This window comes from Paraburkholderia sp. TE9906 (assembly GCF_056279605.1).
Genome location: NZ_JBWCCT010000009.1, coordinates 60,877 through 83,661, shown reverse-complemented (window position 1 = coordinate 83,661; position 22,785 = coordinate 60,877). Strand labels below are relative to the sequence as shown.

Below are 22,785 nucleotides of genomic sequence, written 5' to 3'. Positions count from 1 at the left end.
AATAGCGTCCGGCGTTCCCAACGCGATGGAAGGCGCGGAGCAAGCTGACCACCTGCATGGCTTGCCGCGACTGCTTCCAGAATAGGCGCGCGGTCCTACCGTCACTTGATGTGCATCAATCCTGGGATAACTGCTGCCGCTAACCGGCGCGACATCGCGCAGGCGTGTCATGTGGACTGGTCGCGTTTGACCTGAGTCAATCGGGTGCCGCGATCGCGGGACTAAGGTTCTCGCATCCGTTGTCAGATCCCTCCGCATCGTCGCGCTCATCGCGTGTTGCGAATAAATCTGTGTTCGACGTATATCCCCAGGAGAGATCGATGAAATCAGACCAGGAACTCAAGAATGACGTCGAACAGGAGTTACTTTGGGACCCCGCACTCGATTCCCGGAACGTGACTGCTACGGTGCTCAACCGTGTCGTCACGCTCGAAGGATCCGTCAGGAGCTGCGCCCAGAAACTCGCTTTGCAAAAGGCCGTGCAGAGGGTCGCCGGTAGCCGGGGGGTTGTACTTGACCTCGTGGTTCGTGCGCCGTCCCCGCTCAGGCACTCGGACGAAGAGCTTGCCGCCGCGATTCTCGCGGCTTTGCAGTGGCAGGAAGGTCTCCCGGAGAACGCAATCGGTGTGGTGGTGGAACACGGTTGCGCTACGCTCACCGGGACAGTGGAGTATGGCTATCAGCGCCAGGCCGCCGAAGTATTGGTGTGTCGAATGCGGGGGGTAGTCGGCGTCGCCAACCAGATCGAGGTGCGAATCGATCCGCTGGCGGCCGACGTGAGTCGACAGATTGCCGATGCATTGCAGCGGCGCGCACGGCACGAATCAGGCGATATTTCGGTTGATGCACATGATGGCGTCGTCAGATTGACGGGTGTAGTCGACTCGATACTCGACAAGCGTGTCGCATGCAGCGTCGCGTGGGGGACCAAGGGAGTACGGTGGGTGGTAGACCAACTGAGCGTCGCGTGAATGGCGGCGGGGCGGTCGACGCGCATGGCATGCGCCGGCCGAAGGAATAAGACGCGCACGCGAACCGGAAGGACGTGTGGGACCTTGACCCACGTCAAGGTGTCTGCGGGGCAGAGATTGATGATTCATCAGGTTCGACAACTGCGTCAAGTTACCGACTCATCGACAACACGCAAGTGCATGGACCCTATGTTATCGAGCAACCGGATGCGAGGGTACTATGTCGTGGCTAACGGAAACATTGCGGCGCTATCCCGAGGTTGCCATATTTCTGGCGCTCGGCGTGGGCTATTGGGTTGGCGGCAAGAGCTTCAAGGGGTTTAGTCTGGGCGCCGTGACGGCAACCCTGTTGGCCGCCATTGCGATTGGGCAGCTTCATATTACGGTTTCGCCCAACGTCAAGTCAGTTTTCTTCCTTATGTTCCTGTTCGCCGTGGGCTACGGGGTGGGGCCGCAGTTCGTGCGCGGAATCGCTAAAGACGGTTTGCCACAAGCACTGTTCGCCGTCATCCAGTGCGGCCTTTCGTTGGCCTCGGTTGTCCTCGCCGTCAAGTTGGGTGGATATGACATCGGGTCCGGCGCTGGGCTACTCGCCGGTTCCCAAACCATTTCAGCTTCCATGGGACTCGCGACGGACGCAATCAACCGGCTGGGCCTGCCGCCCGACCAGGCAAAGGCATTGCTGGACGCGATGCCGACCGCCTATGCCATATCCTATATTTTCGGCACGATAGGCTCGGCGGTGATCCTCGCGACATTAGGGCCGAAGCTCCTGCGGATCGACCTGATTGCCGCATGCAAGGAATACGAGGCAAGTTTGGGTGGGGCAAAGGAACTGGGAGGCGCCGCCCAGGCGTGGCATCGGTATGAACTGCGCGCCTATCGCGTAACACCGGAAAGCGTGGTTTGCGGCAAGACGATCAGCCAGGTTGAAGCGCTTCAACCGGAGGGAATGCGGTTGTTCATCGAACGCGTGAGGCGGCACGGTGTGATACACGAGGCGACGCTCGATTACGCGTTGCAAGCCGACGACGTGGTGGCGATTGCGGGTCCCCGCGACCAGCTGGTTTCGGTGCTCGGCGCGAGCGGCACGATTACGCGCGGCGATGGCGACCTGGTCGTGTCGGATCGCAAGGTGAGGGCGGTGGAGGTGGACGATCCGGAACTGCTGGCTGTGCCCGCCGAAGGGGTGGACGTGTATGTGACCAGCAAGGCAGTCGATGGAAAGACATTGCAGGAACTCGCCGGCTTGCCAGTTTCGCGCGGCGTCTTCCTCAGGAAGATCAAGCGCGGCCCCACGGAAACGCAAATTCCCGTCCTGCCCAACACAAGACTGCAGCGCGGCGATACCATCACGATCGTCGGGCGCACGCAGGACACAAGCGCTGCCGCGAAAGCAATCGGTGTACTGGACCGGCCAACCAATGTGACTGACGTGGCGTTCGTCAGCCTCGCAATTACCGTTGGCGCGATGCTGGGAGCAATCGTCATCAAGGTCGCAGGCATTCCAATGACGCTGTCGACCGCTGGCGGGTCGCTCCTCGCCGGAATTCTGTTTGGCTGGCTGCGGGCAATACGTCCCACCTTTGGCCGTATCCCGGAGCCAACGGTCTGGTTCATGAGCTCGGTCGGGCTGAACGTGTTCATCGCGGTGGTCGGTCTCACTGCGGGACCGGGTTTCGTTGCCGGTCTACAGCACCTCGGCGTCGGTCTGTTCTTGTGGGGCATTTTCGCCACGACCGTTCCTCTCATTCTCGGCATGCTGATCGCGCGTTACGTGTTTCACTTTCCGCCGGCCATCCTGCTTGGTGTGTGCGCTGGTGCGCGAGCGACGACTGCCGCATTGGGAATGATCTGCGACGCGGCAAAAAGCCAGATTCCCGGGCTCGGATACACGGTGAGCTATGCGGTAAGCAACACAATCCTGACTATCTGGGGCATGGTGATCGTGATGATCCTGGCTTAGCCCGAAGCGTACTTTGAGCTTTTCGCGGCTGTCGGACCGACGCGGCAGACACGGCGGGTCCGAGCTATGGCTGGCTGGGACCGGTGCGGTCGAGAGCGCCGAATTTATAGCGTCGCCGAGCTATCTGTGCGGATGGGGAAGCGGGCTGCCCACGTGACACTTCCCTCGCAGTGGCAACTGCTCGGGCTTTCGTTGATACGCATCAACTGTGTACTGTTTCATCCGCGCGAGCATCCGCAAGACCGCCCATCAGGTGTGCGGGTTGCATGATAGTCAGTGAGAAACTCGCCGCCGGATTGTTCCCCCCTTTCCTGATCCGCCATCGAAGGGCGCCGATGTTCATCTTCCGACTGACCTCGTCATGAGATTGCTCGACGGCAAATTTGGCGCGGACGCCTTGATCCCGGTCCTAAGCTGGTTTCGACGTTCGTCGCCGGCAGGCGCACACACGACGAGCGCAAGCAGCGAAACGCTCGGCGATTTCGCGCGGATTTCACCTGACGAAGCGCTCCGGAGGCTACACAGCACGGCGAGCGGTCTTGCCACCGACGAGGCGGAACAGCGATCGCGCACAGCCGGTCTCAACCAGGTGGCCCACGAGGCGCGCCACACGATCCTGGGCGAACTGGCCAGCCGATCGATCAACCCTCTGAACCTGCTGCTGTTGTCGCTGGCGACAGCGTCGTACTTTCTCGGTGAGCCACGCGCTGCGATCATGATCGCGGTGATGGTTGTCCTTAGCGTTTCACTCGGCTTTCTTCAGGAGCACCGCTCGAACAAAGCCGCTGACGCACTGCGCCGGATGGTGCGTACGACCGCCACCGTGCGCCGCCCGACAACGGGGGGCGGCCCGGACCATGTGGACATTCCAATCGAACAGCTTGTCCCGGGCGACGTCGTCCTGCTGTCGGCCGGCGATATGATTCCGGCTGACCTGCGGCTGATATCGGCGAGAGATCTGTTCGTCAATCAGTCTGCGTTGACCGGCGAGGCCATGCCACTCGAGAAAGTCGCGCATGCCTGCACTGCGTCGACCGAAACCCATTTCGACCTGCCGAACATCTGCTTTCTGGGCAGCGCTGTCGTGAGCGGCATCGGCTGCGGCGTCGTTGTCCTGACCGGCAGCCGGACGGCTTTCGGCCGACTCGCCGATATGATAGCCGCGCAACGCGTGCAGACAAGCTTCGACAAGGGCATCACACGGTTCACATGGCTGATGATTGGCTTCATTCTGGTGATGGTGCCCCTGGTATTCGTCATCAACGGCCTGACCAAGGGCAACTGGTTCGAAGCGCTGCTTTTTGCCGTAGCTGTGGCGGTAGGGCTCACGCCCGAAATGCTGCCGATGATCGTGACGGTCAATCTCGCCAAGGGCGCCATTGCGATGTCGCGCAAAAGAGTCATCGTGAAACGCCTGAACGCAATCCAGAATTTCGGCGCAATGGATGTTCTTTGCACGGACAAGACGGGCACCCTGACTCAGGACCGCATCATCCTCAAGCGCCACCTGGATCTTCAGGGCAATGAATCGGATCAGGTGCTCGAATATGCTTATCTGAACAGCACCCACCAGTCCGGCCTCAAGAACCTGCTCGATGTCGCCGTGCTGAAGCACGTCGAGCTTCATGAGCAACTCAAGGCCCATGAGCAATTCACCAAAATCGACGAGATGCCGTTCGATTTCGAGCGGCGCCGGATGTCTGTCGTTCTCGCACGGGGAGACGGAGCTCACATCCTGATCTGCAAAGGAGCGGTCGAAGAGATTTTCTCGGTGTGCACCCGTTACGCCATCAACGGCGATACGGGCGTCCTCGACCAGAGCCATTTCGCAGCCGCGAAGGAAACCACCGCTGCGCTCAATTCAGATGGGTTTCGGGTCGTGGCGGTTGCCTACAAGGAGATGCTACCGGAGCAGGGCGCCTATTCGGTCAGTGACGAGGCCGATCTGACACTCCTCGGCTACATTGCGTTTCTCGACCCGCCGAAGGAGACGGCGGCGGCGGCCATTGCTACGTTGAAAGCGCGCGGGGTGCAGGTGAAGATTCTCACCGGGGATAACGACATCGTTACCCGCAAGATCTGCCATGAGGTCGGACTTACGGTAGACCGGGTCGTGCTTGGCAAGGAACTCGAACTACTATCGGCCGCCGGGCTGGCTGAGCTGGTGGAGACCGCTCCCGTCTTCGCGAAGGTATCGCCGTCGCAGAAGGCCTCTATCATCGATGCCTTGCATCGGCGAGGGCATGTCGTCGGCTTCCTGGGCGACGGCATCAATGATGGACCGGCGCTCAAGGCCGCAGACGTCGGCGTTTCCGTCGATAGCGCCGTCGACATCGCGAAAGAGTCGGCCGATATCATTCTGCTCGAGAAGAGCCTCGCCGTACTCGGTGAAGCGGTACTCGAAGGCCGGCGAGTGTTCGGCAACATCACCAAATACATCAAGATGGGAGCAAGCTCGAATTTTGGGAACATGTTCAGCGTGCTGGGTGCCAGCATCATGCTGCCGTTTCTGCCGATGGCACCTATCCAGGTGCTCACCAACAATCTGCTATACGACTTTTCGCAAACCGCCATTCCTACCGACAACGTCGATGAAGAATACCTGCGCGTGCCACGGCGATGGGACATCGGCAACATCGTGAAATTCATGCTTCTGATTGGGCCGATCAGTTCCGTATTTGACTATGCCACGTACTTCATGATGCTTTACGTCTTCAACGCATGGGACAAGCCTGCCCTGTTCCAGACCGGCTGGTTTGTGGAATCGCTCCTCACCCAGACGCTGATCATCCACATCATCCGCACGGCGAAGGTGCCATTCCTGGAAAGTCGTGCAAGCGCGGCGTTGATCACGACGAGCCTGGTCATCGCTGCCGTGGGCATTGCCATACCCTTTACGTGGCTCGGCACGTTTCTGGGCTTTATTCCCTTGCCACCGACTTACTGGCCAGCGCTTCTGCTAATTCTCCTGAGTTATGCGGTGATGACGCATCTGACGAAGACGTGGTTCATCCGACGCTTCGGACTGGATTGAGTCGGCAGGTCATCACATCGGACACGCACCAGCAATCAGGCAGAGTGTCCACAGCTGCGATCGAAAAAGGAAAAATCGCGGCAATCGGGGTGCGGCGATGAAACGGGCGCGGGCGAGGTTGGTTGAATGTACTTTCTCGAATCGAGTGCATGCGGCTTCAACGGTCCAAATAGAGGTCGGGGCGCCGCGGAAAGACCGCGGTTCGGGGCAGATTCAACCGGTGGATGCAACACACTTCTATGGGGCATTGGAAGTCAAGCCCTTGGGTGGTCTGCTTTCCGTGGGTCAGCTGTCTCCAATTGAGGGTGCTGCGAGTTATCCACCGCGGCCAGGGGGTCGTCTGTCATGACCACGTTGCTGGCCGCGGTGGATAACTCGCATGGCGAAGATTCCCTATTTCAGTTTGGAATCCTTTATATAAATCGTCACTTCAACGGGAGTGAGGTCGGAGTGTTTGATGTCCGGGCGTTTGCTGTGGGTTCCCAGCGAAGAGCGTTTATTGATGATGCATGGGAGTAATAGCAAGAAGCCGGCCCGTGACGTTGCCTGCTATGGCGCAAACTGTTCCCGTGATTCAAGCGGAAAACCTCGGCATACCGGTCTTGCCGCCCCTACGTTGGCGGCTGTGCGGAAACAGCAGCGGAGTCGAGCATCCGGATCGCCGTTGCCCAGCGTCAGGTTTCCTTAAGGTAAGGTTGCTAACATCAGTCGGATTTGTGCAGCGCTTTTTTCGGGCGGTCAGTTCAAAATTCGCAGGCTGCGCGCCTCATCAATTCATCAAGTCGTGACAAATTGAGGAGCAAGAATGACTAAGGTCTTCGAAATGAAGCGTCCGGCATATGATGCAGTCGCGCGCACGCTGCACTGGCTAACCGTCCTGTTGGTCGCCATGCAATTTGTGATCGGCTGGACGATGCCGGATGTCCACAAGGACACGCAGCCCGTTAATCTGATCGCCTGGCATCTTGGCGTGGGCGCGACGCTCGTCGCCGTGATGGCAATCCGCGTGATCTGGCGATTGACCCATTGGCCCACGCCGGACGAACTCCCGCCGCTACTCAGCGTCGTTTCGCACATAACGCATGTTCTCCTCTATGCCGCGCTCGTGCTGGTGCCGCTGCTCGGCTGGATCAACGCGTCCTCACGTGGCTGGACGGTGCGCTTGCTGGGGGTCGTGCCCTATCCGGCACTGAGCGAACCGGTACGGCAGAAGCATTGCCCCAATGTAGGCTTAGGTCAGGCTCACAGTCGGTGACGCGGCTCGACAACCCGGCGTATGCAGATTGCCAGCTCACCGCTGAACCGGACCGAGAACTATGAACTAGGATCTCGGATTAGCGGCGTTGGTCGACGGGAGATAGGCGGCTAGACAACTGGAGTTTGTGCGAGGATTTAGAGAGCCTGACAGCGATGCGGCAGCATCGCGTCGATGTCGCTGGCTCTATGGTGCAAGCTTTACCGGCTTGCGGTTTATGCGTAAGCGCTAATCTGAGCGCACGGCCACGCGCTTGAACGTCGCCTAGCGCCGCGCTGCTCTGGCGAAACCAAGACCGAGTTCTCAGCGTCATTGCTGCGCGTAGGCGAGATGGCGCCGGCATCGACGACCCGTCCGAGCGGTCACCGATGAGTCGTACCGTCGGCAACGGTGCCCGTGCCAGATGCACGAGGATTGTTCCGGTTAATTATGCTGGACCGGGCGCCGGCCCGCAGAAATCGCAACTTGACCGATGGGCGACCGCAATTCCTCTCTAAGCGGTCGTTTAGCGTTGCGGAGACATGAACGGCAGCTCAGCGGGCGCGTACCGCCGATCGCGGACAGGCGGATGCAGAGACGCGAGCAGGGAGATCCGTCGAACCTTCATGTCCTTTATGGCCGTAGGTGATTTCCATGCGTGATCGCCGGCTTGCGTCACGCAGCCGTGCTTCATCACATGTTGGCCAGCATCGGATATCGTTTGGCGCCTTCTTGGGTCGCATCCGGCATGTCACCTTGCTTCGGTGCAACAGAAAACGAGCACGGAACCTGATGACCACTTTGCCGGGATATTTTAGCGTTCTCAGCGGGCAGGGCAGTGTGGCGGCGTGCGCGGACTCCTCGCGTGATCAGGTTTGCGGACGCGAAACTCTGGCTCGACGGGCTGACGGGGATTTTTCACGAACCTTCAATTGCCCTTGTAACAACGCAACCTGCTTAGCGAGACCGTCGCGTTCGTGCCGCAAACCACGGGCCTCCTGCGTGACCCGATCGTGCAGCTTCTCATGCCGCTCGGCAAGGCGCCTGTGTTCGGCGGCGTCCGCCGATATCCGCTCGACGTCGCAGACAAGCTGCTCATTGCGCTTCCGGACCTCGGAGAGCGCAGCCTCCGCCCGACGTTGTGCGTCGCGTGCCTCCTCGGTCTGCAGCATGACGCGTTTCTGGACACCTTCGAGCCGCGCCGTCGCACGGCCGACCTCTGCACGCAAGGCCGCTTCTTGTTCGGAGTAGGTGGCTCTCAACGTCTCGATTTCACGAAGATGGGCTAATCGCATGTCGCGCAGCAACTGTTCGGATTGCGCGCGCACAGCGTCCCTTTCCGTCATGGCTGCTTCGGCCAGCCGGCGATCAGCGTCACGACTAGCCTGGACCTGCGCGTGGTCAGCAAGCACTACGGCAAGTCGTGCCTGCTGGCTGTCAAGCTGGGCGCGAACGTTGCGAACTTCGGCCTGAAGTTCCGCATTGACGCTCCCGAGCGCCCGCGCGCGAGCGATGGCGGCCGCTGCTTCCGCTTCGAGTTCGTCGCCACGTCGCGCAAAGACCCGTTCGCCCTGTTCGACCGCGAGCGCCCACACCGACAGCATCGCATTGGCAACCGCTGGCGGCAGTGCGGCGGCGAGCGCGTCGTTGCGCGTCTGCTCGTCCTTCCAGAGCTTCAGTTCGTCATTGATGGTGGTGCGGCTGCCCTGGCGGATTTCCGCGTAGATCAGGTCGACGGTGAGTTCATGCGGGAGCCGGCCCGAGGTGACAAGTTGCGCGGCGGCTTCCCGGGTGCGGATTCGGGTATCGCTGATTCGGCTCATGGACAGATTTTCACGGTGAAAAGCGGTGAGAAGGACGCTTTGTCAAAAAAATTATAATCGTATATCGCTGTATAACGTTATACCGGTAACGATATCGACCGAAAATTTGTGATAACGCCCATAATCGCAAGTTCTGATCGTGTACGCTGCCGAAAGCCCCGATCAAAACGCGTCGCACCATGAACCTGCCCGTCGCCGTCCCGGAATCGCCTGATATCACCCTGTCGCTGGCGTTGCCTGCCGCCCTTGACGGCCACGACGGCACCAACCGCGCCCGCAGCGGGCATCGTCAGATCGCTGCTGACAGCGACGTCGAGGCCGTGCGCCTGTGGCTCGCGGAATATGCCGGCTCGCCGCACACGCTGCGTAGTTACCGCAAGGAAGCGGTGCGCCTGCTGCTGTGGGCCACCCGGACGCTCGGCAAGCCGCTCTCGAGCCTGACACGCGAGGACTTTCTGCTGTATGAGCGCTTTCTCGCGGCGCCGACCGGCGACTGGGCCGATCCGACCCGGCCGCGACGGGGTGGCGCGCGACGGCTGTTCGACGGGCCCCTGTCCGAGCGCAGTCAGCATCAGGCGCTTGGGATCGTGTCGGGCCTGCTGTCTTATCTGGTCAGTGCCGGCTATCTGGCCGGCAACCCGCTCGCGTTGCGCCGCCGGACGGGCGCTTCGGTCAGGCGCACTCGACGGGTCGAGCGGTATCTGGATCACGCGCTCTGGGAGCATGTACTCGACAGCGTCGAGCAATGGCCGCGGGTCACCGCGCGCGATCAGCAGCACTACGAGCGCAGCCGATGGCTCATCCGCCTGCTATACCACACGGGGCTGCGGGTCTCGGAAGCGGCGCATGCGAAGGCCGCAGACTTCTATCAGCGCCGGGGCAAATGGTGGCTGCATGTGGTTGGGAAGGGCGGCACCGAAGGGGAGGTGCCCGTGAGCACCGCGCTGATGGCGGACCTCGCGCGGTACCGCGTTTTCCACGGGCTGACACCGACGCCGTCGGGGAATGAGACGGCGGCCGCGGTCATGAGCGTCGCAGGCGACCCGCAGAGACACCTGACCCCCGCGGCGGTTTATCTGATCGTCAAGGAAGTGTTCCGGCGCGCCGCCGATATGCTCGCGACGACCAATCCAGCCGGAGCAGCAACGCTGCGACGTGCATCGACGCACTGGCTCCGGCACAGCGCCGCTTCGCATCAGGCCGATGCCGGCACGGATCTGCGCTTCATCCAGAAGAACATGCGTCATGCATCAATCCAGACAACCGGCATCTATCTGCACGCCGAAGATGACCAGCGACACACTGAAACCGTGCGCGAGGGTGGCGATACACCGCGACCCAGCTCCTGACGCGGGCAGAATGCCGACATTCGACCAATCACCGGCCGACTTGCCCGTCGCCGGGCAACTCGCTACGTCAGCCTCGCGCCTGCTGACGTCAAAAAGGCTTTCACGCCACGCCCGCGATCGATGGGGTGCACGGGCACCCGGCACAGTGATCCGCGAAAGTCATATTTGATATGTCCCCTATATACTGGCGTCTCCTTCATTTAAACGGAGCCAACTGGAGATTCTCGCTTTCACTTGCTGTCACACAATTGCAGTAGGCGACTACTGTTTGACATTGGCGATGCTGTGCAATAGACTTCCGTGTGTCCGAAATCCGCTCCGCGCGCCAATCGATGCTTCTACCTCTTTCTGCTCTCGCGACCGTTCAGGTGCCCGCCACTTTTCGGGGAAGTTCACCGAAGGAGACGTCGGACGGCAACGTTCACGTACTCACCACAGGTGACCTGTTCGCGAGCCAGCCGCCGCGTTGCGAGAGGCTTCCCCGGATTCTGTTGGGGGAGAAATACATGACAGGCTGTCTTCTACCGGGCGACGTCGTGCTGCCGTCGCGCGGGGATCGTTACAGGGCCTGGCGCTTTGGTGGCACTCGCACCGGTGAAGCAGTATTTCCAATGGGACTCTACGTCATCCGGCCGCATGCTGAGGTTCACCCGGGTTACCTCGCGTGGTACATCAACCAGCGTTCCGCTCAGGCCCAAATCGCTTTGCTTCTCACTGGTTCAAATATCAAGGCTCTCACGAAGGCAGCGTTGCTCAAGCTGGAGATAGAGGTGCCGTCGCTGGACAGACAGCACGAAATTGCTGATCTTGAGGACACAATGCAGCGGATCATCGCAATCCGAAATCGGATAAGCGAAATCGAGCAGCAAGAAGTCGCATATGCGACTGACCGGCTTTTACGCAATGAGAGCGCCCATGCTTGAACCTCAACGTGAAGAGGCAATTCGCCACGCGCTGCAGCGTGCACTCGGGACACTTGCTGAACGCGGCTTCGACTTCTCTGCAGGTGGCTACACATTTGCGATGCTCTTTCTGAAGTGCATCTCTGGGGGCGCCTTGCGAACCGGCACGGTATTGACTATCCCTGACGCATCCCGGTTTGAGTCACTGTATGCGAGGAGATTTGAAGCGGGCCAGCAAGGGCACGTCGATGAGGCGCTCGCGTTGCTGGAGGCGGCAAACCCAACGCTCGGCGGGGTGTTTGAGCAGATCCGCTTCGGAAGCTCCGGACTTGGGAACGACGAGTACACGGATCGTGTGATTCGCCGTCTGATTGAGGAGTTTGCCGACGATGCGCTGTGCTTTCGCGGAACGGCAGCTGACGTGGGGCGGTGCGTTGATTTTGCGTGCGATACGCTCATTGAGCTGGCTTTCGAAGCCGGGCGGCGCAGCGATGAAAGTTTTACTCCAACAGAAATTGCCGGGTTAGTTAGCCGGATAGTGAGCCCCGCACAAGGCGAAACGATCTGTGACCCCTGCTGTGGCGTGGGGACATTTCTGGTGGCTTGCCAGAGACGCGTTGACGGCGATCTTGGACTCTTTGGTCAGGAGATCGACGGCCGCACCTGGGCGATAGCCAAAATGAACCTGATTATGCGTGGTCAGCCCGGGCATCAGATTGAATGGGGCGATACGTTGCGCTACCCGAGGTTGCTGGACAGCGAGGGCAAACTCCGCAAGTTTGACGTCGTCGTCTCGATGCCTCCGCTCGGCGCGAGAGCCTGGGGGCAGGAAGAAGCCATGTATGACCATCACAATCGGTACCGGCGTGGCATTCCTCCGCGATTTTCCTCGGAGTTCGCCTTTATCAGCCATATGGTCGCGACTCTTGACCCTATGCATGGAAGGCTGGCAGTCGTTGTTCCGTTTGGTGTTCTATTCCGCGGTGCGGCTGAGAAGCAGATTCGTGAGCGCCTGCTAAGCGAAAATCTGGTGGACGCTGTGATTGCTCTGCCTCCGAGGATGCTCGGACATACGAGCATCCCGTTAGCAATCATGGTCCTGAGAGCGGGGAGAGCGGTCAGTGATGTGCTTTTTATCGATGCAGGTCGGACCTATCAAGCCGGAAAGACCAGGAACGTCCTCACAGAGGATCAGATCGAGCGTATCGAACAGACTTATCGAGAGCGGCAGGACGTCCCCCGGTTTGCACGCAAGGTGAGCATTGAAGAAATCTTCTCCCACGAAACATCGTTGAATGTCGCACGCTACGTTGACGTGACCGAGGTCGAAGCCCCCGTCAATCTGGCGGCCCTGAACGAAGAGCGTCTGCTCCTCATTGCGGAGCTGACCGAGCTGGAAGCGCGGATGTCTGTGCTGCTCTCCCGGACTGGGCCTGCCTTGGATGAAGACTGACATGGTGCGCTGACAGAGCAAACCTTGTCTGCTGTGAAGGGAACCGGTTGTCCAGCAGTTAAATTCGTAGTCCGAAATTGGTTTGCGAGTATCAGACAAATAACGGTGAAAAAGATGGCCTTGACACTGACCTGGGGTGTGGTCAACCTCGTTTTACCCGTCGCCCTTCCGCCTGTCTCAATGGGACTTGCGGGAAAATTCATGGCACGAACGGATGTAGACAGAAAGAACGCAAGGATTCTTCGTACTGTCCAGGAGGGGCAAATGGGGTGGCTCGCCATCGCCTGGTCGGCGCTCGGGCTGTATGAGAGCTGGACTGCGCTCGAAGCCAATCCGGAGCTTTACACTTTTGTTGTATCCACCACGGTTGCATTTCTTTGCGTTATTTTTGGCTCTATCTTTATCTCGGTTGGCGGGGCGATGAATGCGTCAGAGAAGGAAGAGGAGAAGTGGAAATACACCTGCGCGAGCACCGTCGCGACCGGAGCCGCAGCCTTTCTGTTCGCGATCGTCCACGCAAAGGTTTGAAAGTTTGAAACTGATAAAGGATGAGCGTGCGAAAATCGCGCAATTGCAATAGTATCTTGATCCTCGGTGGGCCTAGTGTTGTACGCGATCGGACTCGGCGTGGGGCAAGGTCATCCAGGAACTTGTCTCGCAACCTGAGGAAGAAGGACGGGCATCCGGTTTAACGATTACAAGGTTCTGTTGCCATGGCGAATCGCCGCAGCAACAGCCGGCGCGATGCGCAAGCTACGTGACCGATTGCGCGTTTATGATGCACTTTGCTCCAGAAGATACTTCCGCTGTTCTGGACCTTTAGGTTTCTTAAACTATGGTGTATTAATTGAACCGGCCAAGGTTTAACGGCAAGTTAAGGTTTGGTTAGCCACTTGGCGTAGGCTTCGATGTCGATCATTGGCACAGTGCCGCTAAATTGAAGCGTCGCTATCAATTTGAAAAGAAACGCGGTGGCGGGTTTGCCTTCTTCAATGAACTGATAGTCGGACGTGGTCCCGTCAAAGAAGAAGTGCCCATGCGAGGCGACGCAGCCGATATCCAGCCTACCTTCGCCCAAGTCGTTGTGCAGCGCCTTATTCAACGGTTTGCCAAGTGCAGGGGTCCAGTCGCTCTCAAACGCAAGGAGGCCGCCCAGAATCGGAATCAGTGGTTTGGCCGGATACGTTCCACCAGCGTGAGGAATAGGGAGGCTCGTTCGATGCAGTTGGCGCACGCTCGCTACCTTCTTCTGGGCGTAGTCTACGAGTGTCGCATTGGCGGTTTGCTTCGCCTCAAACACAGCATAAACGCTTTCCGCTGGAACGATCGTTTCGCCCTCGTACTTGAAGATGAAGGGCGAGTACTGTCTGTCGAAGACGACCACATCCATCTGCTGACTGAATGTGCCCTGGCTATCAACGACATGCGCTTTCGCGGCTTGGTATCGCTGGCTGTGGTGCAAATAGCGCGATCAACGAATCGGTTAGAGTGTCGATCTGATCGATTCGAGGAGCCGCGATGAGCAAGCTTGAGGGTCTGGACGGGCTATTCGCCGGCCGTCACTTTGACCGTGACGTGATCATTCTTTGTGTGCGCTGGTATCTGCGCTACAAGCTCAGCCTGCGCGATCTCGTCGAGATGATGGCCGAAAGGGGTTTGTCGCTGGCGCACACGACGATCATGCGTTGGGTGAAGCGATTTACACCGGAGTTCGTGAAGCGCTGGAATCGCTTTGCCATACCGGCAGGGCGGTCATGGCGCGTTGACGAAACCTATCTGAGGATTCGCGGCAAATGGGTTTATCTGTACCGGGCGGTGGATCGGGCCGGCCAGACGGTGGACTTCACGCTCAGGGCAAAGCGCGACGTGGCTGCGGCAAAAGCCTTTTTTAGCAAGGCCATCCGGCATCAGGGCCAGCCACCGGAGACGATCACGCTCGACGGGTATGCCGCCTCACACCGGGCGGTACGTGAGATGAAAGCCGATGGTCTGCTGCCGGAAGACACGAAGGTTCGGTCCTCGAAGTACCTGAACAATCTGATCGAGCAGGACCATCGCAACATCAAGTCCAGAACGAACGTGATGCTCGGCTTCAAACGGTTCAGGAGCGCCGCGCCCACGATTGCCGGCATCGAGTTGATGCATCGCATTCGCAAGGGACAATTTGGGCTTGCCAGCTTGCGACTCAAAGATACGGCTGTATCCACTACCTGGAATGCAGTACTTTCGATTCAATAAGATATCCTATATATAGATATAACATCGTTCAGACCGACAATTTTGCACCAGATCCGTTTTAGGCAGGATCGGCATGGAATGCGAATCACGTAAAGGTCTGTGACCTCGGGTGACCAATTTCGCCGCGGCTGAAGCGGACCGCGTCTCGGTAGCGTCAGCCATTGCGCGTGATCTTCTACCGTCATCGCTTCAGGCGGCCCTTTGCCGAGCCGCTTGCCGCGACGTCGCGTTCGAACCGCCGAGCAAATGTCCGAAGGTCCTCAGCGAGATGCTGCGCTCGTGCATCGACGGAACATATTCGGCAAGCCGGGCGGTGTGCCCCGATCGGCTTACTGCAACAGAACCCAGAACGGTGCGCCCGAGCACAGGATTGGGGAATGCCGGCCTACCGGGCGGAGCCCACCTCCGCGCTACGTGTCCGATACCACCAGCGTGTTAACGCGTGTGTTAACGGTGAAGTCAAGCGGCGTTAACCCCCTCGCTATTTTGATTCGAGACACTTCGTCCCGTCGTATGCCGTTGCGTGCTCGCAGGCACAGCAAGCCCCGGCGAATTTCCAGGGATGGGTCTCTACCTATCGATGATGATCCATCCACGATTGATCAAGGAGTCAAGCAATGAAGCAGGTAGGCGCAGTCATCAACGGTGAATCCTTTCAGACACGCAACACCGTCGCGGTGTTGGATCCATCCAGTGGCGAAGTCATCGCCGAGACGCCGGACTGTGGTCCTGCGGAAATCGACCTTGCTGTTACCGCGGCACGGGGCGCGTCGCATCAGTGGCGCAAGGTGGCGGTCGCTGACCGCGCGCGGATCTTGCGACGCTTCGCGCAACTGATCGAACGTGACCGGGATGAACTGGGCCATCTTGAAGCGCTGCAGACGGGCAAGCCTTTGCGGCAAGCGCGGCGTGATGCTGAACTCACTGCGCGGTATTTCGACTTCTACGCGAGCGCAGTCGAAACACACTACGGATCGTCGATTCCTCTGAACGCCGATACGATGATTTTTACGCAATGGGAGCCGCACGGAGTCACGGCGCACGTGATTCCATGGAACTACCCCATGCAGATCTTCGCGCGCACCATCGCACCGGCGCTGGCGATGGGCAACTGCTGTGTCCTGAAGCCCGCTGAAGAAGCACCGTTGACCGCCGTCCAACTGGCCTTGCTAGCCCTCGAAGCGGGCTTGCCCGCCGGCGCACTGAACGTGGTGACGGGCTATGGCGAGACGGCAGGTGCGGCGTTGACGGGCCATCACGACATCGACCATATCTCGTTCACCGGATCGGTCGAAGTGGGTCGCCTGATTGCTCACGCAGCCGCCAATCGTGTGATTCCCGTGACGCTGGAGCTGGGCGGCAAGTCGCCCAACATCGTGTTCGCCGATGCCGACATGGATCGCACCGTGCCGGGCGTGGTCAACGCCATTCTTCAGATGGCCGGCCAGACATGCTCGGCCGGGTCGCGCCTGCTGGTCCACGAAAGCGTGCACGACGTTCTGGTGGAGCGCATAAAGCAGGCCTTTGACAACGTGACAATCGGCCCTGCGCTGAGCGACCTGGCGCTCGGGCCGCTCATTTCGCAGGTGCAGCGGAGCCGCGTCCTGTCGTTCCTCGAGCAGGCGCGCGGCAACGGCGCGAAGATCGTCGCCGGCGGCAACGCGCTGAATGGCGGCGTGTTCGGAGAGGGCTTCTTCCTGCAGCCGACCTTGATCGACGATGTCCACCCCGATAGCCCGCTGGGCCAGGAAGAAGTTTTCGGCCCGGTGCTGGCGGTGACGCGGTTCCGCGACATCGACGAGGCGGTGCAGTTCGCCAATGGCACGGACTACGGTCTGGTGGCAGGCGTGTGGACGCGCGATCTGAGCACGGCTCACAGAATGATTCGCGAGGTGTTGGCCGGACAGGTCTTCGTCAACACCTACGGTGCTTCGGGCGGCGTTGAACTGCCGTTCGGCGGCTTCAAGCGCTCGGGCTATGGCCGCGAGAAAGGCGCGGAAGGACTGCGCAGTTTCGCGCAGATCAAGACCGGCGTCGTCGCGCTGTAAGGACCCGCAACCCATTCCAAAGTCGGATATATGCCAAGCACCATACGAGTATCAACGGACCCGGGTGAGCCGGGCAGCAACACCGAATCGCGCACAGCAACGTCTGCTTCAATCGAGTGCTTGTCCACCCCCGCGTTGCTGCTCGACGAGAGCCGCATGATGCGCAACATCACGCGTCTGCGAGCACGTCTCGCGGAACGCGGCGTCACGTTGCGCCCGCACCTGAAGACGCCGAAATCGATCGAAGTGGCACGCCGCGTGATGGATTCTCCGGGCGGACCGGCTACGGTTTCAACCCTGCTGGAAGCGGAGCAATTTGCCGCCGGCGGCGTGCGCGACATCCTCTACGGTGTAGGCGTAGCGCCCAGCAAGCTCGAGCGCGTGACAGCGTTGCGCCGGCAAGGCGTCGACCTGTCGGTCGTGGTGGATAACATCGACGCCGCGCGTGCGGTGGCCGAGCATTCGCGCCGTACGAATGACCGTATTCCCTCGTTGATCGAGATCGACTCGGACGGTCATCGCGCCGGCGTGCGGTTAGAGGACACGGCCAACCTGCTGGCGATCGGAAACACGCTGCATGAGGGCGGCGCCGAATTGCGTGGCGTCATGACGCATGCGGGGGAATCGTACTCGTGCAGGAGCATCGAAGAGATCGTCGCGATCGCCGAGCGCGAACGCGCTGCCGCAGTCGGTTGCGCAACGGTGCTGCGCGCGGCGGGATTGCCAGCTCCTGTCGTTAGCGTGGGCTCGACGCCTACCGCTCATTTCGCGGCCGACTTGACGGGGGTCACGGAAGTGCGTGCGGGTGTGTTCGTCTTCTTCGATCTTGTGATGGCGGGTCTTCAGGTTTGCGCGGTCGACGACATCGCGGTAAGCGTGCTGGCCACCGTCATCGGTCACCAGGCCAGCAAGGGATGGATTCTCGTCGATGCGGGGTGGATGGCGATGTCGCGCGATCGCGGTACGGCGTCGCAGCGCATCGACCAGGGTTATGGCGTCGTGTGCAGTGTCGACGGCGTGCCCCACCCGGATCTGATCATGGTCCAGGCGAATCAGGAGCAGGGGATTATCGCCGTACGAAGCGGTAGCGGGGCGTCGTTGCCTGAGTTGCCAATTGGTTCGCTGGTGCGAATCCTCCCGAATCACGCCTGCGCGACCGCGGCCCAGCACGCCAACTACGAGCTGATTCGGACGGGCTCACGGAAAATCGCAGCGCAGTGGCCACGCTTCCGGGGCTGGTGAGGGGTCGCGCTCGATTGGAACGCGAATCGAATATTGATAGCGGGTTAATTTTTTGCGTCGCGCCGATGGTGCCCGGGACAGGCGGGCCGACGTCATCTTTCCGGGCTGGAGAAGTGTCATGAAGATTCGCTTTGATGCGGGACGTCGCTTCGCGTTGCTAGCGGTGAGTTGCGCTGCGTTGAGTCTGGGAATGTCAGCGGCTCACGCCGATGAAGATCACCTGAGCACGGTCGTCAAGCGCGGCACGCTGTTGTGTGGCACGGACAATGCGACACCGGGCTTCGGCTATCTGAATACGAAGACCGGCAAGATGGAAGGGATGGATGTCGACCTGTGCAAGGCGACCGCTGCCGCTGTGCTCGGTGATCCGACGAAGGTCCAGTACGTGATCGTCACGGACCGGAGCCGCTTCAACGCGCTTCGCACCGGACAGGCCGACGTGGTGTTCGCCCATAGCACGGTCACTCCGACGCGTGAGACGTCGGCGCTCAGCATTTCGTTCTTGCCCACCAACTTTTATGACGGCACTGGCGTTCTCGTCAAGACCGCAATGAAGGTCAAGCACATTAGCGATCTCAATGGCGCAACGTTCTGCACAACCCAGGGTTCGGAAACGGAACAGATGCTGGCCGGCTATTTCAAGGCTCACAACTGGAAAGCATCGACCAAGGCGCTGACGTATCAGGACACCAACAAGCTGTTTGACGCCCTGAATTCCGGCCGTTGCGATGCGATGGTGACAGACAAGTCCGCCTTGGCTGGCTGGCGCGGCAATGCGAGCAATCCGGCTGCTTTCGAGATTCTCCCTGAAGCGTTCGACAAATCACCGCTCGCTGGATTCGTATCGCAGGACGATCCTCGCTGGCACGCTGCATTGACGTGGGTTGTGTATTCGACCTTCGAAGCGGAAGAGCATGGCATCACGTCGGCTAATCTCGCGACCTTCGTGAAGACCACCGATCCGTACCTGCAAAAATTCCTCGGCGTGAACGGTACGCTCGGCAAGGACTTCGGCCTGCAGAGTGACTTTGTGCAGAAGGTCATCGCGGCCGTCGGCAATTATGGCGATATCTACAACCGCAACATTGGCCCTAAGACACCCTATTCGATCGAACGCAAGGGTTCTCTGAACGCGGCGTGGAACGAAGGCGGCATGATGTATTCGCCGCCCTGGTATTAAGTAGCGCAAGTCGCTCTGAAGACAGCGGTGGGCAACCTGCCGCCGTCTTCAGCGGAGTACGGATATGAAACCAGATGAACTGTCCGACCGCGGAAGTTCTGACGTCAGTGGAGATGGAACCGTGTCGCAAGTAAAGCTGTCCAGCACGGAAAACAGACCGGTCGGACGTTCTCCTTTGCCCGCTTCACGACCGGAGTTGAAGCGGCGGAACCTGGCTCGCACCCAGGCAGCGGCGATCCAGACGCTGATCCTTGCGGCCATCGTCGCGGCCGTATTGGCCTTCATGGCCATAGTATGGGCAGGTCTTAAACGCCATGGCATCGGTTTTAGCCTCGACTTTCTCGCGCAGCCCGCGGGATTCAATCTCAGTGAAGGCCTGACGATCGCCAGGGGGCCGCACGGCCTGTCGCTGGTGCCGTTCGATTCCCAGCAGACCTACGCTCAGGCGCTGATTGCGGGTCTATATAACACGCTCGTCGTCTCGCTCATCTCGATCGTGCTTGCTACTGTGGTTGGCGTGATTGTCGGCGTTGGGCGGATGTCGAAGAACTGGGTTGTCAAAAACTGGGCGTGGGCGTTTGTCGAACTCATCCGCAATACGCCGCTGCTCATCCAACTCATCTTCTGGTATTTCGCTGTGCTCGTGCAACTGCCGAATCTGCGGGATGCGTCGCTGTTGCATGGCGCCTTGATCGCGAGCCGGCAAGGTGTGTTTGTCCCGTGGCTAGTCGAGACGCCGGCTGCATCCCACTATGCGTTGTTCGCAGGCATCGCAGTGACCGTGTTCGTGATTGGTATGCTGGTTCGCACACCGGGCCAGCGTCGCGTGGCGTTTGCAGCCGGTGCCGGACTGCTGGTGCTGGGTCTGCTCTTTGCCGGACGGCCGTTCAGCATCGACATGCCGCAGGCCAGCGCCTTTTCAGTGTCGGGCGGGGCAGGCTTCTCTCCGGAGATGGCCAGCCTGATCATCGCACTCGGCGTGAACTTCGCCGCGTATGTGGCTGAAGTGGTCCGCGGCGCGGTGCAATCGATCGACAAAGGGCAGTGGGAAGCCGCCGCGGCATTAGGTCTTGGTCATCGCGAATCCCTCTGGGTCGTCGTCTTGCCGCAAGCGGTGCGCATCATTCTGCCTTCGCTCGGCAACCTGTACGTCACCGTGGCGAAGAGCACCTCCTTTGCGATTGCGATCGGTTTTCCCGATATGTTCAGCGTATATGGGACGGTCGCCAACCAGACCGGCCGGGCGCTGGAAGGCATCATCATCGTCATGGTGGTCTACATGCTGATCAGCTTTGCCATTAGCGCAATCGCGAATCTGTACAACCGGCATCTCATGAAGAAAGGAGCACGGTAATGGCGATGACGATCGGTCGCTGGGCGCGGCATAACCTGTTTGCGAGCCCAGCCAGTTCGCTGCTCTCTATCGTGTCGATTCCACTGACGCTCTATGTCGCGATCCTTGCCGGGCGCTGGGTCCTGTTCGCGGCGCATTGGTCGGTCGTGGTCGACAATCTGGCCGTATTGCTGGTCGGCACGTTCCCCGGCGACCAGATCTGGCGTGCGCTGGTCGCTGGGGCCGGACTGAGTGCATTGTTCGGCATGACGCTAGGCCTCGTGCTGATCACAAAACGCTGGAAGCGCTATGTCGTCATCGCAGCCGCTCTGGCGGTGGCCGCCGCAGTGTCTTATGGAGTGCAACTGCATTGGCTCGCCGGTGCGTTCGGCTGCCTGGCCATCGCAATTTCAGCTTGCGCCGCTACCAGCCGCTGGCCCCAGATCGGTCATGGCATGGGCCTGTTGTGGCTCCTGGGCGTGGCTATCCTCTGCGCGTTGCTGGCTCCGGCCGGCGTCGACCGGTGGGGTGGTCTGCTCCTGAGTGTCCTCGTGACGTTGATTGCCACCGTGCTCAGCCTGCCGGCCGGCATCCTGCTGGCGTTCGGTAGAAATAGCCGGTTCTCGAGTCTGCGACTGGCGTGCTCAGGGTACATCGAATTGATGCGCTCCGTGCCGCTCGTCTGCACCGTCTACTGGGCGTGGATCATTATTCCGCTGGTGTTTCCGCCTGATGTTCACGTTCCCGATCTGGCGCGGGGCATCGCGGGTTTCGTCCTGTTCTACGCGGCCTACGCCGCCGAGTATGTCCGTGCGGGTATTCAGAGCGTGCCGCGTGGGCAGTCGGAGGCAGCCCAGTCACTGGGTTTCAGCAAGCTGGACGAGAGCTTCATTGTGGTTCTTCCGCAGGCGTTGAAGGCGGTGATTCCGGCGCTCGTCGGCAACGTGCTTGATCTGTTCAACAACGTACCGGCGCTGTTCATCATCGGCCTGACCGATTTCCTGAAAGCAGGACAGACGGTGCTCGCCAATCCGCAGTACAGCAGCTCGCAATATGAGGTCTACGCTTTTCTGTTCGCAGCCTACCTTGCGATCGGCTCGCTCATATCGTACGGGGCTCGCCGCATCGAACTGAAGATGAGCGAAGGGGCGCGCTAAGCGGCGCGTCGAACAAATTGATGGCCGGCCCGTTTGCCGGATGAAGATATTCTTGACGAAGGAGTGGATATGTCCGCGATTGTCCAAATGCACAAGCTGAACAAATCGTACGGCGCATTTCACGTATTGAAAGACATAGAACTGCAGGTACAGAGCGGCGAGGTGGTTGTCATTATCGGTGCGAGCGGCTCCGGCAAGTCGACCCTGATTCGTTGCGTCAATGGGCTGGAGAATTTTGGCGACGGTCGGCTGATTGTCGATGGCATCGAACTGGCGCCATCGGAGGATGGGTTCGGAACGTCGAGGACGGAACTGGCCAGTATCCGCAGGGAAGTCGGCATGGTGTTCCAGCACTTCAACCTCTTTCCGCATAAGACCGTTCTGGAAAATGTGATGCTTGCGCCGATCCGCGTCCGCAGGTGGCCACGTGCGCGCGCCGAAACGATCGCCCGCAAGTTCCTCGAGCGCGTTGGCCTGCGCGACCATGTCGACAAGTACCCCTCCCAGCTTTCCGGCGGACAGCAGCAGCGGGTCGCCATTGCCCGTTCGCTGGCAATGGAGCCGCGGATCATGCTGTTTGACGAGCCGACGTCGGCACTTGACCCGGAAATGGTAGGCGAGGTTCTTGAAGTGATGCGCGAGCTTGCCGGTTCGGGGATGACGATGATGATCGTTACCCATGAAATGGGCTTCGCGCGCGAGGTGGCAGACCGGGTCATCTACATGGACCACGGCAAAGTGCTCGAACAGGGCAAGCCGGCAGTCATTTTCGACAGTCCCACGCATGAGCGAACGCGATTGTTCCTGTCACGGGTACTCAAGCATTGATGCCGCAGCGACGCTCCCCGATTCAAG

General features: G+C 59.9%; 17 protein-coding genes. 15 read left to right on the top strand and 2 right to left on the bottom strand.

Annotated elements, in window-relative coordinates; genetic code table 11:
- Positions 1 to 320: 320 nt before the first annotated feature.
- The 4 genes from ACZ9H4_RS24300 to ACZ9H4_RS24285 all read left to right on the top strand — a co-directional run bounded on the left by ACZ9H4_RS24300 (position 321) and on the right by ACZ9H4_RS24285 (position 7,226).
- Positions 321 to 971: a BON domain-containing protein gene (locus tag ACZ9H4_RS24300; protein WP_476121335.1), complete on the top strand. Its 651-nt coding sequence runs from the start codon at positions 321 to 323 to the stop codon at positions 969 to 971.
- Between the two features lie 220 nt (positions 972 to 1,191).
- Positions 1,192 to 2,937 (top strand): aspartate-alanine antiporter, encoded by a 1,746-nt coding sequence (aspT, locus tag ACZ9H4_RS24295; protein WP_476121333.1) that lies wholly within the window; start codon positions 1,192 to 1,194, stop codon positions 2,935 to 2,937.
- Positions 2,938 to 3,298: 361 nt separating this feature from the next.
- Positions 3,299 to 5,971, top strand: coding sequence for a magnesium-translocating P-type ATPase (gene mgtA, locus ACZ9H4_RS24290; RefSeq protein WP_408325662.1), 2,673 nt, complete (start codon positions 3,299 to 3,301; stop codon positions 5,969 to 5,971).
- Between the two features lie 805 nt (positions 5,972 to 6,776).
- Positions 6,777 to 7,226 carry a cytochrome b gene (locus tag ACZ9H4_RS24285; protein WP_476121330.1) on the top strand — a complete coding sequence of 150 codons (450 nt, stop codon included), beginning with the start codon at positions 6,777 to 6,779 and terminating at the stop codon, positions 7,224 to 7,226.
- A gap of 848 nt (positions 7,227 to 8,074) precedes the next feature.
- On the opposite strand, the gene ACZ9H4_RS24280 is transcribed toward ACZ9H4_RS24285, so the two are convergent.
- Positions 8,075 to 9,028: a DNA-binding protein gene (locus tag ACZ9H4_RS24280; protein ID WP_476121328.1), complete on the bottom strand. Its 954-nt coding sequence runs from the start codon at positions 9,026 to 9,028 to the stop codon at positions 8,075 to 8,077.
- Positions 9,029 to 9,207: 179 nt separating this feature from the next.
- On the opposite strand from ACZ9H4_RS24280, the gene ACZ9H4_RS24275 reads away from it, so the two are divergent.
- From ACZ9H4_RS24275 to ACZ9H4_RS24260, 4 genes are all read left to right on the top strand, one after another.
- Positions 9,208 to 10,377 carry a tyrosine-type recombinase/integrase gene (locus ACZ9H4_RS24275; RefSeq protein WP_476121326.1) on the top strand — a complete coding sequence of 390 codons (1,170 nt, stop codon included), beginning with the start codon at positions 9,208 to 9,210 and terminating at the stop codon, positions 10,375 to 10,377.
- A gap of 302 nt (positions 10,378 to 10,679) precedes the next feature.
- Entirely contained in the window at positions 10,680 to 11,300 is a 621-nt protein-coding gene (locus tag ACZ9H4_RS24270) for a restriction endonuclease subunit S (protein WP_476121324.1), read from the top strand.
- Positions 11,293 to 12,732, top strand: a complete 1,440-nt coding sequence (locus ACZ9H4_RS24265) for an N-6 DNA methylase (protein WP_476121322.1) — start codon at positions 11,293 to 11,295, stop codon at positions 12,730 to 12,732. Before ACZ9H4_RS24270 ends, ACZ9H4_RS24265 begins: the two co-directional genes overlap by 8 nt.
- Before the next feature lie 114 nt (positions 12,733 to 12,846).
- The gene (locus ACZ9H4_RS24260) at positions 12,847 to 13,260 is read left to right on the top strand and encodes a hypothetical protein (protein WP_476121320.1); all 414 of its coding nucleotides are present in this window, start codon (positions 12,847 to 12,849) and stop codon (positions 13,258 to 13,260) included.
- A gap of 346 nt (positions 13,261 to 13,606) precedes the next feature.
- Here ACZ9H4_RS24260 and ACZ9H4_RS24255 read toward each other — a convergent pair whose 3' ends face one another.
- Entirely contained in the window at positions 13,607 to 14,194 is a 588-nt protein-coding gene (locus tag ACZ9H4_RS24255; protein WP_476121318.1) for a DUF6602 domain-containing protein, read from the bottom strand.
- 56 nt (positions 14,195 to 14,250) lie between these two features.
- Here ACZ9H4_RS24255 and ACZ9H4_RS24250 point away from each other — a divergent pair, with 56 nt between their 5' ends.
- From ACZ9H4_RS24250 to ACZ9H4_RS24220, 7 genes are all read left to right on the top strand, one after another.
- Complete coding sequence (locus tag ACZ9H4_RS24250; protein ID WP_476121316.1) at positions 14,251 to 14,970, top strand: IS6 family transposase; 720 nt, start codon at positions 14,251 to 14,253, stop codon at positions 14,968 to 14,970.
- 617 nt (positions 14,971 to 15,587) lie between these two features.
- Positions 15,588 to 17,018, top strand: a complete 1,431-nt coding sequence (locus tag ACZ9H4_RS24245) for an aldehyde dehydrogenase family protein (protein ID WP_476121314.1) — start codon at positions 15,588 to 15,590, stop codon at positions 17,016 to 17,018.
- Between the two features lie 156 nt (positions 17,019 to 17,174).
- Complete coding sequence (locus tag ACZ9H4_RS24240) at positions 17,175 to 18,260, top strand: alanine racemase (protein WP_476121505.1); 1,086 nt, start codon at positions 17,175 to 17,177, stop codon at positions 18,258 to 18,260.
- 118 nt (positions 18,261 to 18,378) lie between these two features.
- Positions 18,379 to 19,440: a transporter substrate-binding domain-containing protein gene (locus ACZ9H4_RS24235; protein WP_476121312.1), complete on the top strand. Its 1,062-nt coding sequence runs from the start codon at positions 18,379 to 18,381 to the stop codon at positions 19,438 to 19,440.
- 64 nt (positions 19,441 to 19,504) lie between these two features.
- Positions 19,505 to 20,794 carry an ABC transporter permease subunit gene (locus ACZ9H4_RS24230; RefSeq protein ID WP_476121310.1) on the top strand — a complete coding sequence of 430 codons (1,290 nt, stop codon included), beginning with the start codon at positions 19,505 to 19,507 and terminating at the stop codon, positions 20,792 to 20,794.
- The gene (locus ACZ9H4_RS24225) at positions 20,794 to 21,930 is read left to right on the top strand and encodes an amino acid ABC transporter permease (protein WP_476121308.1); all 1,137 of its coding nucleotides are present in this window, start codon (positions 20,794 to 20,796) and stop codon (positions 21,928 to 21,930) included. The genes ACZ9H4_RS24230 and ACZ9H4_RS24225 overlap by 1 nt, the downstream gene beginning before the upstream one ends.
- A gap of 69 nt (positions 21,931 to 21,999) precedes the next feature.
- Positions 22,000 to 22,758 (top strand): amino acid ABC transporter ATP-binding protein, encoded by a 759-nt coding sequence (locus tag ACZ9H4_RS24220; RefSeq protein ID WP_476121306.1) that lies wholly within the window; start codon positions 22,000 to 22,002, stop codon positions 22,756 to 22,758.
- Positions 22,759 to 22,785 lie beyond the last annotated feature (27 nt).

What these genes read in the sequence shown, in the direction of transcription:
- ACZ9H4_RS24300 (WP_476121335.1), top strand. Translation starts at nt 321, where the DNA reads ATGAAATCAGACCAGGAACTCAAGAATGACGTCGAACAGGAGTTACTT.
- aspT (WP_476121333.1), top strand. Translation starts at nt 1,192, where the DNA reads ATGTCGTGGCTAACGGAAACATTGCGGCGCTATCCCGAGGTTGCCATA.
- mgtA (WP_408325662.1), top strand. Translation starts at nt 3,299, where the DNA reads ATGAGATTGCTCGACGGCAAATTTGGCGCGGACGCCTTGATCCCGGTC.
- ACZ9H4_RS24285 (WP_476121330.1), top strand. Translation starts at nt 6,777, where the DNA reads ATGACTAAGGTCTTCGAAATGAAGCGTCCGGCATATGATGCAGTCGCG.
- ACZ9H4_RS24280 (WP_476121328.1), bottom strand. Translation starts at nt 9,028, where the DNA reads ATGAGCCGAATCAGCGATACCCGAATCCGCACCCGGGAAGCCGCCGCG.
- ACZ9H4_RS24275 (WP_476121326.1), top strand. Translation starts at nt 9,208, where the DNA reads ATGAACCTGCCCGTCGCCGTCCCGGAATCGCCTGATATCACCCTGTCG.
- ACZ9H4_RS24265 (WP_476121322.1), top strand. Translation starts at nt 11,293, where the DNA reads ATGCTTGAACCTCAACGTGAAGAGGCAATTCGCCACGCGCTGCAGCGT.
- ACZ9H4_RS24260 (WP_476121320.1), top strand. Translation starts at nt 12,847, where the DNA reads ATGGCCTTGACACTGACCTGGGGTGTGGTCAACCTCGTTTTACCCGTC.
- ACZ9H4_RS24250 (WP_476121316.1), top strand. Translation starts at nt 14,251, where the DNA reads ATGAGCAAGCTTGAGGGTCTGGACGGGCTATTCGCCGGCCGTCACTTT.
- ACZ9H4_RS24245 (WP_476121314.1), top strand. Translation starts at nt 15,588, where the DNA reads ATGAAGCAGGTAGGCGCAGTCATCAACGGTGAATCCTTTCAGACACGC.
- ACZ9H4_RS24240 (WP_476121505.1), top strand. Translation starts at nt 17,175, where the DNA reads ATGATGCGCAACATCACGCGTCTGCGAGCACGTCTCGCGGAACGCGGC.
- ACZ9H4_RS24235 (WP_476121312.1), top strand. Translation starts at nt 18,379, where the DNA reads ATGAAGATTCGCTTTGATGCGGGACGTCGCTTCGCGTTGCTAGCGGTG.
- ACZ9H4_RS24230 (WP_476121310.1), top strand. Translation starts at nt 19,505, where the DNA reads ATGAAACCAGATGAACTGTCCGACCGCGGAAGTTCTGACGTCAGTGGA.
- ACZ9H4_RS24225 (WP_476121308.1), top strand. Translation starts at nt 20,794, where the DNA reads ATGGCGATGACGATCGGTCGCTGGGCGCGGCATAACCTGTTTGCGAGC.
- ACZ9H4_RS24220 (WP_476121306.1), top strand. Translation starts at nt 22,000, where the DNA reads ATGTCCGCGATTGTCCAAATGCACAAGCTGAACAAATCGTACGGCGCA.